The following is a 17,652-nucleotide window of genomic DNA, read 5'->3' as shown; positions in this document are numbered from 1 at the left end:
CGGCTGCGGGAGGGCGGCGTCCGGCGGCAGGGCGATCCACGTCACTCCCGCGCGCCCGCGCACAACCCCGCCGCGCCGTTCTCCGTCTGACCCCTCGCACAGACGACAGACGCAGGACAGGGCAGTCATCCCGCCCGCTGCGGGGGAAGCGGACGGAGTACGCGCGTGACGGATCGACCTGCCCTGCCCCGAATACCGGTCGCACGGCGCACGCTCCTCCTCACCGCGACCGCGACCGCCGCGCTCGCCGGGTGTTCCCTGCCGGCTCCCCGCCGCCGGAACCCCGCACCCGACCCGGCTCCCGGCCTGGCCATAGCGAGTGCCCGGCGGGCCCTGGTCATGCAGCTCCTCGCCCACCCCGACGACGACCTGTACTTCATGAACCCGGACACCCGTGAGGCGCTCGACGCCGGGACGCCGGTGGTCTGCGTGTACCTCACGGCGGGCGAGGCCGACGGCCGCAACAAGATTCCCGGGGCCCCGCGCCCGGCCCCCGACCGGGCCGCGTACTCCTCCGCCCGGCACCAGGGCCTGCGGCAGGCGTACGCCGAGCTGCTCGGGCTCGACCGGTTCACACCCTGGCGCAAGTCCGTGCTCTCCCTGCACGGCGGACACCGGGCCGAGGTGAACGTCCTGACCGACGGGGCGCGCCGGGTCGAGCTGGTCTTCCTGAACACCGCGATGCACACCGGGCGCGGCCGCCTCGGGCTGCCCAGCCTCTGGCAGGACCGCCGGCTGGAGCTGCGGACCGTCGTCGCCGAGGACTCGCCGCTGGAGCGGGCCGGTTCGTACACGTACGAGGGTCTGATCGACGTCCTCGTCGGACTGCTGGAGCGGTACCGGCCCACCCTCGTGCACACGCTCGACCCCGATCCCGACCTCCAGTTCAGCAGCGAGTACGAGCGCCGCCGGGACAGCGAGCAGCGCGGGTACTCCGACCACGCGGACCACACCGCCGCCGGGTGCTTCGCCTGGGCGGCCCTGATCCGCTGGGTGGCGAGGGCGACAGGGCGCGGGGAGCCGGTGCCCGGGTTCGTCGTGGCCTCGTTCCGGGGGTACTACAACCGGCACTGGCCCAAGAACCTGCCGCCCGCGGTGCTGGAGCGGAAGGCCGCGCACCTGGTGCCGTACGGCGGGGCGCCCGACTGGGAGTGCGGCAATCCGTCGGGCTGCGGGGACTACAACGTCGGCGGCGACCGCCCGCTGACCAACAGGAAGGGCTGGGTCCGCTCCACTCACCACCGCTATCCGGGCCCCCGGGCCGTCGTCGCCACCGAACCGGACGGGCGGCTCGCCGTGTACGGGGTGCTGGGGCTGCGGGCCGTGCGCTGGAGCGAGAGTGCCCCCGGCAGCGGGGTCCTGGAGGGGCCCCGGGACCTCGGCGGCGGGCCGCTCGCCCCGGTGCTGGGCGGGGCGAGCACGGCGGACGGGCGGCAGCTGCTGTTCGGGCTGCGGTTCGCGGAGCTCGGCGGCCACGGCTCGGGCAACGAGCGCGAGATCGTGCTTCTGGAGCAGGCCTCGCCGGAGGGCCCCTTCCGCGCCTGGCGGGGGCTCGGCAACCCGGCGCGCGGCCGCGACCACGGCCGCCGCATCGGCATACCGGTCGCCGTGGCCGCCCCGGACGGCCGGGTCCACCTCTTCGTACGCGACGCGGAGAAGGGGATCAGCACCCGGGTGCGCGACGCGGTCACCGGCGGCTGGAGCCCCTGGCGCGACCTGGGCGGCGGCGAGGTGCAGGACGGGCTCACCGCGACGGTGGACCGGGCCGGGCTCGTCCACGTGTACGCGGCCGGGCGCGAGGCGGTGCACCACTGGACCCAGGACTCCCCCGGCGACGGGCTCACCGCCCGCGCCCCGCTCACCGGCTCCCCCGTCCCCTCCCACGCCCCCGCCGCCCTCCCCGCGCCGGACGGGTCCGTGGAGCTGTACTACCGGGCCGCCGCGAAGGCCGGTCTCACCGCGGTGAACAGCGAGAACGCACCCCGCTTCGCCGGCTACGGGCCGGTGGCCGCCGCCCCCTCCCCCGGCGGCCCGGTCCTGCTCGGCCGGTCCGCGGAGGGCCGCATCCAGCTGCGTACCGCCGAAGGCACCGCCGTACGGTCCCGGGGGCCCGTCGCCCTGGACGGCGCCGCCCTCCACCTCGGCGCGCCGAACGGCCGCCCGGCCGCCGTCGGTTTCGGGCCGGACGCGGCGCCCTGGGTATGGCGCCCCTGGAGCACGGCATGACAGCCTGACGCACCGTCAATATCCGTTCCATAGCGCGGCGTTATGGCCAAACGTTAGTACCCCGGCCCACCGCGCTCCGGCACCCTGTTGCCCACCATCCCCCACGGACACGCCCACCCAGCGTGTCGCGCGAAACGAGGCAACCATGCGCATAGCCAGGTTAGTGCCCGCGCTCGCCGCAGCAGCGGCCTGTGTTCTCGCCCTCTTCGCACCTACCGCGGCGGCCGCACCCGCCCCGCCGCTCCAGGACACCCCGCCCCCGACCGCCCAGATCATCGGCGGCGGCTACGCCCAGAACGCCCCCTGGGCCGCGCGTCTGTTCTCCAACGGCCGCGAGACCTGTTCGGCGACGATCATCGCGCCGACCTGGATTCTCACCGCCAGGCACTGCGTCACCGGCGGCGGTCTGTCGTTCCGCATCGGCAGCCTCGACCAGCACAGCGGCGGCGTGGTGGCGAACGGCGTCCAGACCTACACCCACGGCTCGGACCTGGCCCTCGTCCGGCTGGACCGTTCGGTGCAGACCACCTACTCCCGCCTCGGCCAGCCGGGCACGGTCCGCGTCGGCCAGAACGTGCAGGTCTGGGGCTGGGGCGCCACCTCCCGGTGCGGCTCCGAGGCCAACTGCCAGTCCCGCTACCTGAAAGTCGCCAATGTGACGGTGACCCACGGCTGCGGTGACGCGTACGGCGGCTCGGCGATCTGCGCCCGCCGCGGCAACGGCATCACCGCCGGCGGCGACTCGGGCGGCCCGATGACGCTGAACGGCATCCAGGTCGGCGTGGCCTCCACCAGCGACCGGCAGACCACGACCGCGTACACGAACGTCACCGCGTACCGCTCCTGGATCCAGTCCATCGCGGGCGTCTGACCGCACCCCTTGAGCCGTAGGGCCCCCGCACCTCGCCACCCTGAGGTACGGGGGTCCTGCGCGTGCGGGTGGCTCGCGTGCGGGTGGCTACAGCCATCCGTTGTGCCCGGCGATGCGCAGCGCGTCGACGAGGGTACGGGCGTGGAGCTTCCCGACCGCCGACGAGAGCCGGTTGCGTACGGTCCCCACGCTGAGGAACAGCTCGGCGGCGATCTCCCGGGAGTGCGCTCCCCCGGCGGCCAGCCGCAGGGCTTCCGTCTCCTTGTCGGTGAGCGGACTGGGCCCGTCCGCCTCCCCGTGCATCCGGGGGTCGATGACCCGGCCGCCCGCGACGATCCGCCGGATGGCGTCGGCGGTCTGCGCCGGGGTGGCGCTCTTGAGCAGATATCCGGCGGCCCCCGCCGCCAGCGCCCGCCGCAGATGGCCGGGGCGGTCGAGCGCGGTCAGCATCAGCGTGCGGCAGCCGGGCAGGGTCTGTGCCAGCCGGGTGGCGACGGCTATCCCGTCCACCCCGGGCAGATCGATGTCGAGCAGCGCCACATCCGGGCGCAGCTGCTCCGCCTCGGCGAGCGCGGCCGGGCCGTCCGCCGCCTGGCCGACCACCCGGATGCCGAGCTCCGCCGACAGGAGTGCCGCCAGGCCGGACCGCACGACGTCATGGTCGTCGACCACCAGCACCCTGATCACAGGCCCGATTGTCGCAGACTCCCCCCGGCCTTCCGGGCGGCTTGGGCCTCAAGCACGCCCCGGCGTACGAGCCGGGCCGCCACCACGGAGCCGATCAGGGCCGGCAGGAACAGCGTCAGCACCCACGGGCCCGCGAGCACCGAGGTCGCGACGGCCGCCGCGTACACCACGACTGCCACCGCCCGGGCCGCCCCGATCTCCATCTGCGCCACCCTCGCCGCCTTCCGCGTCCCCGCCGTTTCCCGTGCGCCGATCCGATCACGACAGGGCGGGCGGAGCGAGTGACATCTTCACGTGCCCCGGACGGGCCGCACCCCGGCACGGGCCTCAGGGGCCGTGCCGGGGTGCGGGAGCGTCAACGACGCGGTCGTTCGCGGCCGTCGCGCCCAGGCGGCACAACAGGCCACACGGCGGGCGACAGGAGCGCGAAGGCGGTCACCGCGCCGGCCATGACCAGGAACGGGACCCCGGTCAGGTAGTCGCCCACGGCGGAGAGCAGCCGGCCGGGCGGGGCGCCCTCGACGAGGGTGCCCACCGCCAGGGTCAGCAGGCCGACCGCGACGACGGTCGCCGCGAGCACCGCCAGGAGGGTGCCCAGCCGCGCCACCACCCCGGCGGGCCGCAGATCCCGGTCCGGTCCGACGAGTACGGGCGTGAGGCTCGGCGCCGCGAACGGGCGGACCACGACGAGCCCGGCGAAGAGCACGTACTGCCACCAGGTGACGTGGTCGGCGATCTGCTCGGCGAGGCCGATGCCCCTGGCGGCGGCGGCACTGGACAGCACCACCCACACGATCCAGGCAGTGGCCGCCGCGTGGGCCATCCGGTTGGCGAGCCGCGCTCCGCGCGCCCGCTCGGTTGTGTCCATCCCTACCCCCTGCACCGACCGCGCGCGAAGCGCCACAGTCCGATCCCCGCACCCATGGTGGTGGTGCCGCTGACATATTTCGACGTTCCACCGTAGGAGCCCGCCAGGGCCCCGCCGCCGGCCCACTTCGCCGCGCAGCTCGCCGCGCCACGGTAGCGCGGGCTGACGTAGCGGGTGAACGTCCTCCTGCGGGGAGCGGCACGCCGGACGTTGCGCACCGTGCGTGCGGCGCGGACCACCCGGTAGGCGCGGTAGGCGCGTACGCCCCAGGCCACCGCTCCGACGCCGGGGATGAAGCCGGCGGCGGTGAGCGCGATGTCCCACTTGTGCTTCTTGACGAAGCGCTTGGTCTTGCGCCAGGCCTTCTTCCAGCTCCACTTCCCGTCCAGGTCGAACCGGTTGAGCGGATCCGCGTGCGCGTACTCGTAGGCGTTCAGGTTGCCCCCGTACACCGGGTCCACCGACAGGAACCGACCGGTCGCCGGGTTGTAGAGGCGTACACCCATGAGCGTGAGGCCGGTCAGCGTCTCCGTCGAGCGCTGCTTGGCGCCGAGCCAGGTGTAGCGGGTGGCTTCCTGGCCCTCGCGGGGGTTGCCGTACTCGTCGCTGTCCAGGGCGACGGGAGCCCGGTCCGCGTCCAGCGGGAGCTGGAGGGCCACGTCACCGTGGACGGTGGAGAGCTGGAGCACGGTGTCGCCGGTCTTGGACGTGGTGGCCGCGAGGTCGCCCGAGGCGGCCTCGACATTGCGGCTCAGCGCACCGGTCCCGGTGTCCTCCACGATCCAGCGCGGGTTGTCGCCGTCGCTGTCGTAGTGGTTGAGCTTGGCGCCGGTGCGGGTCCAGGTGGAACCGGAACCCGTCTCGACCGTCCAGGAGCGGAAGCGCAGTCCGGCGTCGAGCTGCCAGGTCTGACGCTGCGCGCCGGCCGTCTGCTGGTGTACCAGGTCGTTGGCGTAGTAGCCGATGCTGCTGCCCGGAAGCTTGGTGGTTCGGCCGAAGGCGTCGTAGGTGTGGCCGGACCCGATGAGCCGGTCGGCGCTGTCGTAGGTGTACTCGGTGGAGGTTGCTCCCGTGGAGGTGCAGTCGGCGCCGGGGTCGGCGGCCGACGTGGTCAGGGACGTGCGGTTGGCGCGCTTGTCGAAGGTGTAGGCGCGGCGGGTGCAGACCTCACCCGCCGTGTCGTCGACACCGGTCAGCCGACCGGTACGGTCGTAGCGGTAGGTCTGGCTGGACCAGCCCTGGTGGCCGGTGACCTGACCGTGGACGGACTCGCCGACCCGGTCGCTGAAGACGGTCGTACCGTCGCTGTCCCGGGTGTAGACGCGCGAGGCGGTGGAACCGGTGGTGTCCTCGGTGACGCTCAGCGTGTAGCCGCCCGGCAGCTTCTCGGTGGCGACCGATCCGTCGGCGTCGTACGTCGCGGAGAAGGACCCGGCGACCGAGTCCGTGGTCCGCGTGGCCAGACCGCGCGGCTCGGCGGCGTGGTCGTAGGTGTACGTCACGGTGGACGGGACCGAGTCGGTGACCTTGACCTGGCGGTCGAGCAGGTCGTACTCGGTCTTCGTGACACCGCCGTCGGCGTCGGTGTAGGAGATCAGCCGACCGAGCTGGTCGTACGCCTTGGTGACCGTTCCGCCGGTGGGCGAGATGACCTTGGTGACCTGTCCGGTGGCCGCGTCGTACTCGGTGGTGGTCTCCGGGACCTCCTGTCCGAGGCCGCCCGCGATCTTCGAGAAGACCGGCCGGCCGGCATCGTCGTACGTCGTCGTGGTCGTCCGGTGCACCCCGCCGACCTCGTCGGTGACGGTGGCCGGGTTGCCCCAGCGGTCGTACTCCACGGTGGTGTTCACCAGCTTGTTCGGCTGAGAGCCACCGCCGGTGATGTCACCCGCCGGTCCTGTCCAGCACACCCGGTCCGCCCACTCCGGGCGGCCCTTGCACCAGCCGCTGCCGGTGGCCGACCAGTACTCGGTGATCCGGGTGGCGGCATCGCCGCCCGTACCCCCGGGCAGCACCTGGGAGGTGACCCGGCCCTGGGCGTCGTACCCGGTAGTCGTGGTCAGGTCGAGACCGCCGGCGTCCTTGGTGGTGAGCGTGGGCAGGCCCTTGGCCCAGTCGTACTGGACGGACTCGACCCGCTTCTCCCCCATCGCGGAGTAGTAGTCGCGGACCCGCGCGCCGGTGACGCTCAGGGTGACCTGGTCCCGGACTGTGGCCGTGCCGTCGGTCGGGCGGCCCTCGTCGTACTCCTTCACCGTCCACGACCGGGCCGGAACCGAGGTACCGGCCTCGACCAGGACGGTGCTCCCTTCCTTGAGGTCCTCGGTCAGGTCCACCCGCCTGATCGGGCCGAACTCCTCCAGCTCCCGCGCCCCGCGCTCGTCGTAGACGGACGTCGTGGAGAGCAGGTGCGCCCGCTCGGCCGAGGCGCGCCCGATGATGCCGAGGTCGGTGAGGACGTGGCGGTCGTCCGCCGTGGCGCCGAGCGCCAGCGCCCGGTTTCCCGCGGTCAGCTCACGGACGGTGTTGCCGAAGCGGTCGTACTCGGTGGCCGAGATGTGGCCGCCGGGCGTGGCCGAGTTGACCGTACGGCCGGAGGCGTTGAGATAGGTCACCGCGGCCCGGCGGTATCCGCCGGAGGCCAGGTCGGCGCCGTCGTGCGAGGCCGGGACGGTGTCGGCGGGGAAGACCGCGGTGGCGTCCGTGGGATGGTCGAGCTGGCCCCAGGCCGCCACGGAGGTCGCGCCCATGGCGTACGGAGCCTTGGCTCCGGTGAGTGGGACCCCGTAGACGACGCTCGTCACCGCGTTGCCCTCGACCGTGTCGGCGGTTCCCTGCTTGAGGGCCTGGCGCGAGGACGTGAGCAGCATGCCGTCGCCGGGTGCCGTACCGGCTCCGGCGTTGCCGTAGGTGAAGGTGTACGGGAGCTGGCTCTGCTGCTGGAGCCAGGTGACCCGGCCCCCGTAGTAGGCGTACTGCGTCTGGGAGGCCTGGCTCAGGCGGGGGTCCCACTGCTGACGCAGGCTGCCGTTGGAGTCGTAGCGGTAGGTGGCGACGGCGGTGGCCGTGGCGGCGGACGCGCCGGGGCTGGTGGTCCAGGCGCGGATCTCACGGACCTGGCCGGTGAAGTCGCCGAACTGGGCGTTCGTCTCCGTGCCGGTGGCCGTGGTGGTGGTCGCGTAGACGAACTCCAGGACCTTGCAGCCCTTGGTGGCCGGTGACGTCTCGCAGGCGGCCGTAGTGGCGGCCGAGGTGGGCGCGATGATCCGCTTGGGGCGAGCCAGCTTCTTGCCGCCGACCGTGACGGTCTCGGAGATCACCTTGGTGGTGGAGTTGGCGAGACCGTCGAAGAGAGTGGTGCTGACCTGCCAGGTGGTCGCCGCCGCGTCCGCCTTGGCGAAGGTCGTGACCGTCCCCTCGGTGTCGGAGAGTGTGAACGTGCCGCTCACGCTGCTTTTCAGGGTCAGGTCCTCGGAGCCAGGCTCCGGGACCCACCCGCTCTTCGCCGCGTTCGCGGTGAAGTGGATCGCGTCACCCTCCTCCAGCACCACGTCGACCGCCGTGTCGGAGACGCGCCGGACGTGGCTGTAGTCGGACTCGGTGGCCTCGGCGGCGGTGCCGGAGACCCACTCCTTGCCGAAGATCGCGGCCTGCCCCTCCTGGTCGGCGCCCCGGTTCGGGGTGCGCGAGGCGGCCGTACGCGACACCGACAGGTCGAAGAGCGACACGTCGGTCTCGGAGAGCGTGTAGTTGCCGGTGAGCAGATTGACCGAACCCGGACCCACCTCGGTGGTGGCCGCGCCGTCCGCGTTGCGGTCGACGACCGCGGTCAGCGGCACGGTGCTGCTGGTGGCGGAGTTCGGGCCGGTGAAGTCGGCCTTGAGCTGGATGGTGCCGTCCGGGTCGACGGTGCTGGTGGCGTTCCACACCAGCGGGGCGTTGCGGCCGTTGGTCAGCGGGACCGGCCAGGCCGTCAGCGCGCTGCCGCCGGAGGTGACGTCTCCGACGGGGATCCGCACCCAGGGGTCGGCCTCGGAGCGGCGCCAGGAGAAGGTGACGGCGTTGTACTTGCCGGCCTCGGCCTCGGCGACCAGCGGCAGCCGGCGCGCGGTCCGCTCGCCCTCCGAGGGCTGGACGAAGCCGCCCGAACCGGCGTGGAAGAGGTACTCCACCGCCTCGGACTTGTTGTCTGCCCTGTCGACCGACCGCACCTGCAGCGTGTGGCTGCCGTTCTTCGGCGGGGTGACGGTGATCGCCTTGTTCGCGGTGGAACCGCCGGTGGTGACCTTGGTCCAGGTCACGCCGTCGAGGGACCACTCCAGCCAGTTGTGGTCGGACCCGCTCGGCGGGGTGACCGTGAAGACGCCCGGCTGCCCCTCGCCCTTGACCCACTGGCCGGGCGGATAGTCCGTGGAGGCGATCTTCGTCGGGGCGGACGGCGCCTTGGTGTCGACCCTGAAGGTCTTCCAGGCCGACCAGCCGGTGTTGTAGTGCGTACCGTCATAGGGGCTCGTACGGAACTTGTACGTCTTCCCCTCGGCCAGCACCCCGGACGGCACGGTCACCGAGGCGGGCTGCCCGGAGGGCACGGACTTCGACACGATCGGGCTGCCGACCTGCTTGTCGGTGGCACTGTCGAAGATCTGGAAGGTGCCGTTGACCCTGTCCCCGTCCGCGTCGACGAAGGTGTCGCGCAGGGTCGGCGTCAGGGTGTTGGCCATGTAGACGCCCGCGTAGGAGAAGAACGGCGGACCAGCCTCCTGCTTGGTGCCCGTACGCGGCCGGAAGTTGTACGTCACCGACAGCTTCGGCGGGTTCTTCGCGGCGTTGGCGGAGTTCACCCGCTTCCACTGGGCGACCGCGGTCTCGCTCTTGGCCCGTATGCCCATGTGGCCCCGGGTGGCCTTGGCCGACGCCCACTCCTGGGCCAGCGTGGTCACGTTCGCGTTGATCCAGCCGTCCGGCTGGGACGTGCAGGCGGTGTTGCCCCGCGTCTCGGTGGATTCGGCCTTCAGCGCGGTCATCGTCGGCCGGTTGGTCCACCGGCTGGCCGTGGACGCGGCGGGCGAGGACCAGACCTGCCACGGCTGGGCGGCGCAGGTGGTGTTCGCCGAGTGGAAGTTCCACAGGCTCAGCTTGGCGCTGGAGACCAGGGCGTCGGCGATCGGCGCGGTGTTCCAGGTGATGAAGGACTGGGCGGTACGGGGTGTGCCGTTCGCATTCGTCGTACCGGGGTTGCCGAAATCCAGCTCCACATCGGTGGACCAGTCGCGGGTCTCGCCCTGCTGGACGTACGTGTCGAAGACGTTCGACAGCGACGAGGTCGACGGGTCGACCGTCACCGGGTACTTCGTCTCCGGGTCGGCGAGGAACTCCGCGTCCGGGGTGACGACCAGATCGACGGCCCCCTTCCGCTTCACCACCTTCATCGCCACCGGCACCCGGCGGGTGTGCTCGCCGGAGACCTTGTCGACGGTGGCGTCCCACATCACCGGCGCGGGCATCACGGCCCGTTTGCCGTTCTTCCGGTCGGTGAACAGCACGCTGCCGTCGGGCTGCTCCTTCGCCTTCAGGCCCTTGGCCTTGAGCGGCAGGGTGTACGTGTATCCGGCGGCCGGGCGCTTCTTGATCTCGACGTACTGCTCGAAGCCCGTACGGGTCGCCTCGACGACGACGTCCGCGCCCGGCAGCGCCTCGGGGTAGGTGGCACGCGTCCCGTCCAGCTCGGGAGCGGGCAGTCCCCCCTTCCACTGGAGCGTGATCCGCTCGTCGCCCTCGCCGAGGGTCACCAGGTCGCGTGCGGGGGCCCGGTCCGCCTCGCGCACCGAGCGCGGCAGCGCACCGCCCTTGCCCGCCATGCTCAGACCGTTCGGGTGGGCCTTGGCCTCGACACCGTCGGCGGTCTCGCGGAGTTCGACGTCGATGTCGGTCCACGCACCGCCCTCCTCGAAGCGGACCGGGCCCGCCGACAGTTCGGTGGTGAGCGAGCCGTCCTTGTTCACCCACGTCGTGGAGGTCTCGGTGCGCTCGGACAGCGCCTCGACCCGCTTGCCGTAGAGCTTTGCGGCGACCTTGGCCGAGAGGATGTCCGCGGCCTCGCCCGGCCCCTCGGGCGCCTGCTTCGCGGCGGCCGGGGCCGTCGGCGCCTGCCGGGTATGGGCCACGGCCTGGCCGCTCTCGGTGATCAGGGCGGTCTCGACCGCGAGGACCATGGCGGCTCCGAGGGCGATCCGCGGCAGAAGCCGTCTTCGCCGGTGCAGGGCCAGCGATGAGCCCTCCCACGCGTCAGCGGGAGGTATGCGCTCCGACACTGTCAGCAACTCTCTGTTGTAGCGGGCACAGAACAGAGGCGATCCAAGCAAGCGGGCCGGGGCCGGAGAAGTGAAGGTTTCACGAAGTACGCGGAGTTTCCGGGCCGGTCGGCGCGTCCCCGCACCTCGGACGGCTCCGATCTCCTCCCCGGCTGAGGAAGAATGGCCCGTACAGCAAACGAGGCGTGGAACGCGACGTCGGGGGGACACATGCGGCGGAAGGCACGCCGGGGAACGGGCGCGCCACAGGGCGCGGGCGTGGCCATCGGGGCCCTGGTCGTGCTGGTGCTCGGGTCGCTCGCCCTGGTCGCCCTGGACGTGGCGGCCTCGCCGCTCAACAAGCGGACGGTGGTCGCCGGTCTGACCGTTCTGGTGCTGATGCCCGCGGTCATGCTGGGCCAGTACGCACCGCCGCCGTACCGGCTGCCCTACCGCTGGCGGTGGGGGCTGCTGCTGGTGCAGGCGGTCCTCACCTATCTGCCGCTGCTGCTCTTCCACTACCGGTGGCTGGGTCTGCTGGGCTTTCTCGCCGGGGCCGTACTGCTCACCCTGCCGCCGAACGCCTCGGTGCCGATCGCTCTGGCGGTGGGGGCGAGCGGACCTTTGCTGGCCGCCACCGGTCTGATCATCACGAACCGGAGCCCGCTCAACGTCCTGCTCGGTACGGCGGTCACGGCGAGCACAGTGTTCGCCGTCGCCCATTTGCCCCTGCTCTCGGCCCGGCTGCACAGCAGCAGGGAGCACGCGGCGCACCTCGCGGAACAGCGGGAACGGGCCCGGATGCGCCAGGACCTGCACGACCTGGTCGGCTCCTCGCTCGCCGCGATCGTGGTCCAGGGGGAGACGGCGCTGCGCGAGAAGGTCCCCGGGCGTGAGGGGGTCGGGGGTGAGGGGGCCCGAGCCGCGCTCGTCGACATCCTGGGGCTGGCCCGGCGCCTCCACGACGATGTACGGGCGATCAGCGGCCCCGGCCCCGGAGACTTCTCGCTCGCCGACGAGCTGGCTCGCGCCCAGCGGGTCCTGACCACGTCCGGGACAGCCGTACGTACCGCGCTGCCGCCCCGGGTCGAGACCGGACCGGCCACCGCCGAGTGCCTGCGGGCGGTCCTGCGCGAAGCCGTGGGCAACGTCCTCCAGCACAGCCGGGCGTCCCGGTGCGAGATAGAGCTGCGGGCGGACGGGGCCGAGGTGCGCCTGACCGTACGGAACGACGGCGTGGCCGTGACAGCGGACGTCCGCACCGACCCGCCGTCCCGGCGCGGCAAGGGCCTGACCGGGATGCGGAGCCGGACCCTCGCCCTCGGAGGAACGTTCCACGCCGCCGCCGAGGGCACCTCGTTCACCGTCACCGCCGCGCTGCCCGCCCGTTGAGGCCGCCGCTCAGGAGCCGCCCGCACATGGCAAAGGGCCCCCGCCTCTCTTCCGAGAGACGGGGGCCCTTCGTGCAGCTCAGTGAGCCACCAGGTCCAAGGACCAAGCAGAAACTACTTGATGATCTTGGTGACCTGGCCGGCGCCCACGGTCCGGCCACCCTCACGGATGGCGAACTTCAGGCCCTCTTCCATGGCGACCGGCTGGATCAGCGCGACGTCCATGAGGGTGTTGTCACCCGGCATGACCATCTCGGTGCCCTCGGGAAGGGTCACAACGCCCGTCACGTCCGTGGTACGGAAGTAGAACTGCGGGCGGTAGTTGTTGAAGAAGGGGGTGTGACGGCCACCCTCGTCCTTCGACAGGATGTAGGCCTGGGCCTGGAACTCGGTGTGCGGCGTGACCGAACCGGGCTTGATGATGACCTGGCCGCGCTCGACGTCCTCGCGCTTGATGCCACGGAGGAGCAGACCGACGTTCTCACCGGCCTGGCCCTCGTCGAGCAGCTTGCGGAACATCTCGATGCCGGTGACCGTGGTGGTGGTCTTCTCGGTCTTGATACCGACGATGTCGACGGTCTCGTTGACCTTCAGGACACCACGCTCGATACGGCCGGTGACGACCGTACCGCGACCGGTGATCGTGAAGACGTCCTCGATCGGCATGAGGAACGGCTTCTCGACGTCACGCTCGGGCTGCGGGATGGACTCGTCGACAGCCTTCATCAGGTTGAGGACGGACTCACCCCACTCCTTGTCGCCCTCAAGCGCCTTGAGCGCCGAGACCTTGACGACCGGAACGTCGTCGCCCGGGAACTCGTACTCGGAGAGGAGCTCACGGACCTCAAGCTCGACGAGCTCCAGGATCTCCTCGTCGTCCACCATGTCGGCCTTGTTCAGGGCGACGACGATGTACGGAACGCCGACCTGGCGGGCCAGGAGCACGTGCTCCTTGGTCTGCGGCATCGGGCCGTCGGTGGCGGCGACCACGAGGATGGCGCCGTCCATCTGCGCGGCACCCGTGATCATGTTCTTGATGTAGTCCGCGTGACCCGGGCAGTCGACGTGCGCGTAGTGACGCGACTCCGTCTGGTACTCGACGTGCGCGATGGAGATGGTGATACCGCGCTGGCGCTCCTCGGGAGCCTTGTCGATCTGGTCAAAGGCCGAGGCCTCGTTCAGGTCGGGGTACGCGTCGTGCAGCACCTTGGTAATGGCGGCCGTGAGGGTCGTCTTACCGTGGTCGATGTGACCGATGGTGCCGATGTTGACGTGCGGCTTAGTCCGCTCGAACTTCGCCTTCGCCACTGGGTCCTCCTGTGGAGTGGTTCTGTACGCCTTGCTTCATCGGCGCCAGGTGATCTTTGCTGGGATGCCGGTGCCGGGGGCATTCGCCGCATTGCTTTCGCTCTGCGAAGAATGCCCTACCGGGCTCCGGTGACAAGCCTAAAGCGTGAGCTCGGGAGAGTTACTCGCCCTTGGCCTTCGCGATGATCTCCTCGGCGACGTTCCGCGGAACCTCGGCGTAGGAGTCGAACTGCATCGAGTAGCTTGCGCGACCCGAGGTCTTGCTGCGGAGGTCTCCGACGTAGCCGAACATCTCCGAGAGGGGCACGAGGCCCTTCACGACGCGAGCGCCGCTGCGCTCCTCCATGGCCTGAATCTGGCCACGGCGGGAGTTGAGGTCGCCGATGACATCGCCCATGTAGTCCTCGGGCGTGGTGACCTCGACGGCCATCATCGGCTCCAGGAGCACGGGAGAGGCCTTGCGGGCACCCTCCTTGAACGCCTGCGAACCGGCGATCTTGAAGGCGAGCTCCGAGGAGTCGACCTCGTGGTAACCACCGTCGATCAGGGTGACGCGAACGCCGACCATCTCGTAACCGGCCAGGATGCCGAACTGCATGGCTTCCTGAGCACCCGCGTCCACCGAGGGAATGTACTCACGGGGGATGCGGCCACCGGTGACCTTGTTGACGAACTCGTAGGAGGCGTCGCCACCCTCGATGGGCTCAAGGGCGATCTGCACCTTCGCGAACTGGCCGGTACCACCAGTCTGCTTCTTGTGCGTGTAGTCGATGCGCTCGACGGCCTTGCGGATCGTCTCGCGGTACGCGACCTGGGGCTTGCCGACGTTCGCCTCGACGCGGAACTCGCGCTTCATGCGGTCGACGAGCACCTCAAGGTGAAGCTCGCCCATACCACCGATGATGGTCTGGCCGGTCTCCTCGTCGGAGTGCACCTGGAAGGAGGGGTCCTCCTCCGAGAGGCGCTGGATGGCGACACCCAGCTTCTCCTGGTCACCCTTGGACTTCGGCTCGATGGCGACCTGAATGACCGGCGCCGGGAAGTCCATGGACTCCAGGATGACCGGGTTCTTGTCGTCGCACAGCGTCTCACCGGTGGTGGTCTGCTTGAGACCCATGACGGCGATGATGTCGCCGGCGCCCACCGATGCGATCTCCTCACGCTTGTTCGCGTGCATGCGGTAGATCTTGCCGATGCGCTCCTTCTTGCCCTTGACGGAGTTCAGCACCGCGGTGCCGGCCTCCAGGCGACCGGAGTAGATCCGGACGAAGGTGAGCTTACCGAGGTGCGGGTCGCTCGCGATCTTGAACGCCAGGCCGGAGAACGGCTCGTCGTCCGAGGGCTTGCGCTTGACGACAACCTCGGGGTCCTTGACGTCGTGGCCCTCGATGGCCTCGACGTCCAGGGGGGAAGGCAGGTAGCGGACGACCGCGTCGAGCAGGGGCTGGACGCCCTTGTTCTTGAACGCCGTGCCACAGAACACCGGGGTGACGGTGACGGAGTCCGCGCCGCCCTTCGATGCCAGGGTGATCCGGCGGATCGCCTCGTGCAGCTGCTCCTCGGTGGGCTCGTTGCCCTCCAGGTACAGCTCCATCATCTGGTCGTCGTTCTCGGCCACGGCCTCAAGGAGCTTGCCGCGCCATTCCTCGGCGGCCTCCTTGTGCGTGTCCGGGATCTCGACGGTGTCGTACATCTCGCCCTTGGCGGCCTCGTCCGACCACACGAAGGCCTTCATCGACACGAGGTCGACGACGCCCTTGAAGTCGGCCTCAGCGCCGATGGGGAGCTGCATGACCAGCGGAACCGCACCGAGGCGGTCGATGATCATGTCGACACAGCGGTGGAACTCGGCACCGGTGCGGTCGAGCTTGTTGACGAAGCAGATACGCGGAACGCCGTAGCGGTCCGCCTGGCGCCACACGGTCTCGGACTGCGGCTCGACGCCCGCGACGCCGTCGAACACGGTGACAGCACCGTCGAGGACGCGGAGCGAACGCTCCACCTCGACGGTGAAGTCGACGTGACCCGGGGTGTCGATGATGTTGATCGTGTGGTCAACATCGTTGAGCGGCCAGTGGCAGGTCGTCGCGGCGGACGTGATCGTGATGCCGCGCTCCTGCTCCTGCTCCATCCAGTCCATCGTGGCAGCGCCGTCGTGGACTTCACCGATCTTGTAGCTCACACCGGTGTAGAAGAGGATCCGCTCAGTGGTGGTCGTCTTGCCCGCGTCGATGTGGGCCATGATCCCGATGTTGCGGACCTTGGCCAGGTCAAGCGAAGTGGTGGCCATAAGGCTCAATCTTCTCTCGGTCTCGATGGGGGTAGCGACTACCAGCGGTAGTGCGCGAAGGCCTTGTTGGACTCGGCCATCTTGTGGGTGTCCTCGCGCTTCTTGACCGAAGCGCCGAGGCCGTTGGAGGCGTCGAGCAGTTCGTTCATGAGGCGCTCGGTCATGGTCTTCTCGCGGCGGGCGCGGGAGTAGCCGACGAGCCAGCGCAGAGCGAGGGTGGAGGCGCGACCGGGCTTGACCTCGATCGGCACCTGGTAGGTGGCGCCACCGACACGGCGGGACTTGACCTCAAGCGAGGGCTTGACGTTCTCAAGCGCGCGCTTCAGCGTGATGACCGGGTCGTTGCCGGTCTTCTCGCGGAGGCCTTCCATGGCGCCGTACACGATCCGCTCGGCGGTGGAACGCTTGCCGTCGAGGAGGATCTTGTTGATCAGCGAGGTGACAAGAGGAGAGCTGTAGACCGGGTCGATGATGACCGGGCGCTTCGGGGCGGGGCCCTTACGAGGCATTCTTACTTCTCCTTCTTGGCGCCGTAGCGGCTGCGGGCCTGCTTGCGGTTCTTGACACCCTGGGTGTCAAGGGAGCCGCGGATGATCTTGTAGCGAACACCCGGCAGGTCCTTCACACGGCCACCACGCACGAGCACGATGGAGTGCTCCTGCAGGTTGTGTCCCTCACCCGGGATGTAGGCCGTGACCTCGATACCGGAGGTCAGACGCACACGCGCGACCTTACGGAGGGCCGAGTTCGGCTTCTTCGGGGTGGTCGTGAACACACGCGTGCAGACGCCGCGGCGCTGGGGCGAACCCTCAAGCGCGGGCGTCTTGTTCTTCTCGACCTTGTCCTGCCGGCCCTTCCGGACCAGCTGCTGGATCGTAGGCACTACTTCTCCGGTTTCTGTGTGCCGTTCGTGAAACTAACCTGGAACATCGCCGACCCACGCGGTCGGGTGTGTCGAATACTGCAGACCCCCGCCCGATGAGGCGGAAGAGGCGCAGATTGCGGTGGCTACTGACGGACTCGCCGTGCGGTTGATGGACACGCACCCGAGCCCAGGCACACCCCAGGCACAAGGCTTGAGCGTACCTACCTCACGCACTTGGGTCAAAACAAATGCTGTCCACGCCGGCACGCCCGGGCCGCCGACCACCTGTGACGGCCTTCCCCGGCTGCCGGACGGCGGCTTGCGCCATTGCCGGATCCCGGCAATCACACGGTACGGAAACAGCGGCATTACGGCCTGCCGCAGCATCTCACCATGCCGGACAATGCGGTCAGCCAACCAGACCGACTGGCCCCGGACCGGCCCGACCGGACCCCGGACCAGCCCGGCCCAAGGAGGTCCCACATGACAGCCGACCACCGTGAGCCCGTATTCCAGGCACCGAGCGCGCTCGACACCGACGTCAGTCTGGCCGTCATCGAATACGGTGACGCCGCTTCCGCCTACGCCCCGGCCATGACCGCCCCCGGACTGCCGCAGTCCGTCGTCGACGACTACGCGATCGTCATCGACGTCCTGGCCCTGGCCCGCAAGGTCCCGCTGCCCGACGTGCCCCCTCTGCTGGCCGTGGGCACCCGGGCCCTGCTCCGGGTCCACCACGCGCTGCTCGGCTGAGCCAGGCCGTCCCGGAGCCCCGGGACGGCACAACGCCTGAGGGAGGTCACCCCGGAACGTTCCGGAGTGACCTCCCTCAGGCGTTCAAGCGACAGTCGCTCGC

Annotated in this window: 12 protein-coding genes; 4 read left to right on the top strand and 8 right to left on the bottom strand. The window is 70.4% G+C overall.

Going from position 1 to position 17,652, the window contains the following annotated elements; genetic code table 11:
- Positions 1–165 precede the first annotated feature (165 nt).
- Entirely contained in the window at positions 166–2,226 is a 2,061-nt protein-coding gene (locus ACZ5WC_RS05635) for a PIG-L family deacetylase (protein WP_468539626.1), read from the top strand.
- A gap of 145 nt (positions 2,227–2,371) precedes the next feature.
- Complete coding sequence (locus ACZ5WC_RS05630; protein ID WP_096625044.1) at positions 2,372–3,097, top strand: S1 family peptidase; 726 nt, start codon at positions 2,372–2,374, stop codon at positions 3,095–3,097.
- Positions 3,098–3,184: 87 nt separating this feature from the next.
- Here ACZ5WC_RS05630 and ACZ5WC_RS05625 read toward each other — a convergent pair whose 3' ends face one another.
- From ACZ5WC_RS05625 to ACZ5WC_RS05610, 4 genes are all read right to left on the bottom strand, one after another.
- Entirely contained in the window at positions 3,185–3,784 is a 600-nt protein-coding gene (locus ACZ5WC_RS05625; protein ID WP_468539625.1) for a response regulator transcription factor, read from the bottom strand.
- The gene (locus ACZ5WC_RS05620) at positions 3,781–3,996 is read right to left on the bottom strand and encodes a hypothetical protein (protein ID WP_468539624.1); all 216 of its coding nucleotides are present in this window, start codon (positions 3,994–3,996) and stop codon (positions 3,781–3,783) included. Before ACZ5WC_RS05620 ends, ACZ5WC_RS05625 begins: the two co-directional genes overlap by 4 nt.
- Before the next feature lie 143 nt (positions 3,997–4,139).
- Positions 4,140–4,652, bottom strand: a complete 513-nt coding sequence (locus tag ACZ5WC_RS05615) for a hypothetical protein (RefSeq protein WP_468539623.1) — start codon at positions 4,650–4,652, stop codon at positions 4,140–4,142.
- A gap of 2 nt (positions 4,653–4,654) precedes the next feature.
- Complete coding sequence (locus ACZ5WC_RS05610) at positions 4,655–10,864, bottom strand: DNRLRE domain-containing protein (RefSeq protein ID WP_468539956.1); 6,210 nt, start codon at positions 10,862–10,864, stop codon at positions 4,655–4,657.
- 261 nt (positions 10,865–11,125) lie between these two features.
- Here ACZ5WC_RS05610 and ACZ5WC_RS05605 point away from each other — a divergent pair, with 261 nt between their 5' ends.
- Positions 11,126–12,334: a sensor histidine kinase gene (locus tag ACZ5WC_RS05605; protein ID WP_468539622.1), complete on the top strand. Its 1,209-nt coding sequence runs from the start codon at positions 11,126–11,128 to the stop codon at positions 12,332–12,334.
- Positions 12,335–12,447: 113 nt separating this feature from the next.
- Here ACZ5WC_RS05605 and tuf read toward each other — a convergent pair whose 3' ends face one another.
- From tuf to rpsL, 4 genes are all read right to left on the bottom strand, one after another.
- A complete protein-coding gene (gene tuf / locus ACZ5WC_RS05600) occupies positions 12,448–13,641 on the bottom strand; it encodes an elongation factor Tu (RefSeq protein WP_311121050.1) in 1,194 nt (397 codons plus the stop codon).
- Positions 13,642–13,801: 160 nt separating this feature from the next.
- The gene (gene fusA, locus ACZ5WC_RS05595) at positions 13,802–15,931 is read right to left on the bottom strand and encodes an elongation factor G (RefSeq protein WP_468539621.1); all 2,130 of its coding nucleotides are present in this window, start codon (positions 15,929–15,931) and stop codon (positions 13,802–13,804) included.
- 38 nt (positions 15,932–15,969) lie between these two features.
- The gene (rpsG, locus tag ACZ5WC_RS05590; protein WP_003966970.1) at positions 15,970–16,440 is read right to left on the bottom strand and encodes a 30S ribosomal protein S7; all 471 of its coding nucleotides are present in this window, start codon (positions 16,438–16,440) and stop codon (positions 15,970–15,972) included.
- A gap of 2 nt (positions 16,441–16,442) precedes the next feature.
- On the bottom strand, positions 16,443–16,814 hold the full coding sequence (gene rpsL, locus ACZ5WC_RS05585; RefSeq protein WP_003948652.1) for a 30S ribosomal protein S12: 372 nt from the start codon (positions 16,812–16,814) through the stop codon (positions 16,443–16,445).
- A gap of 465 nt (positions 16,815–17,279) precedes the next feature.
- Between rpsL and ACZ5WC_RS05580 the strand changes: the two genes are divergently transcribed.
- Complete coding sequence (locus ACZ5WC_RS05580) at positions 17,280–17,549, top strand: hypothetical protein (RefSeq protein WP_468539620.1); 270 nt, start codon at positions 17,280–17,282, stop codon at positions 17,547–17,549.
- Positions 17,550–17,652 lie beyond the last annotated feature (103 nt).

This window comes from Streptomyces sp. NPDC033165 (assembly GCF_055577965.1).
Note: the sequence above shows the minus strand (reverse complement) of the source record. Positions and strands in the feature narration are given on the sequence as shown.

Bases quoted from the DNA above. Each gene is read 5' to 3' on its own strand.
- ACZ5WC_RS05630 (WP_096625044.1), top strand. From the start codon at position 2,372: ATGCGCATAGCCAGGTTAGTGCCCGCGCTCGCCGCAGCAGCGGCCTGT.
- ACZ5WC_RS05615 (WP_468539623.1), bottom strand. From the start codon at position 4,652: ATGGACACAACCGAGCGGGCGCGCGGAGCGCGGCTCGCCAACCGGATG.
- rpsG (WP_003966970.1), bottom strand. From the start codon at position 16,440: ATGCCTCGTAAGGGCCCCGCCCCGAAGCGCCCGGTCATCATCGACCCG.
- ACZ5WC_RS05605 (WP_468539622.1), top strand. From the start codon at position 11,126: ATGGCCCGTACAGCAAACGAGGCGTGGAACGCGACGTCGGGGGGACAC.
- fusA (WP_468539621.1), bottom strand. From the start codon at position 15,931: ATGGCCACCACTTCGCTTGACCTGGCCAAGGTCCGCAACATCGGGATC.
- ACZ5WC_RS05610 (WP_468539956.1), bottom strand. From the start codon at position 10,864: ATGGTCCTCGCGGTCGAGACCGCCCTGATCACCGAGAGCGGCCAGGCC.
- ACZ5WC_RS05580 (WP_468539620.1), top strand. From the start codon at position 17,280: ATGACAGCCGACCACCGTGAGCCCGTATTCCAGGCACCGAGCGCGCTC.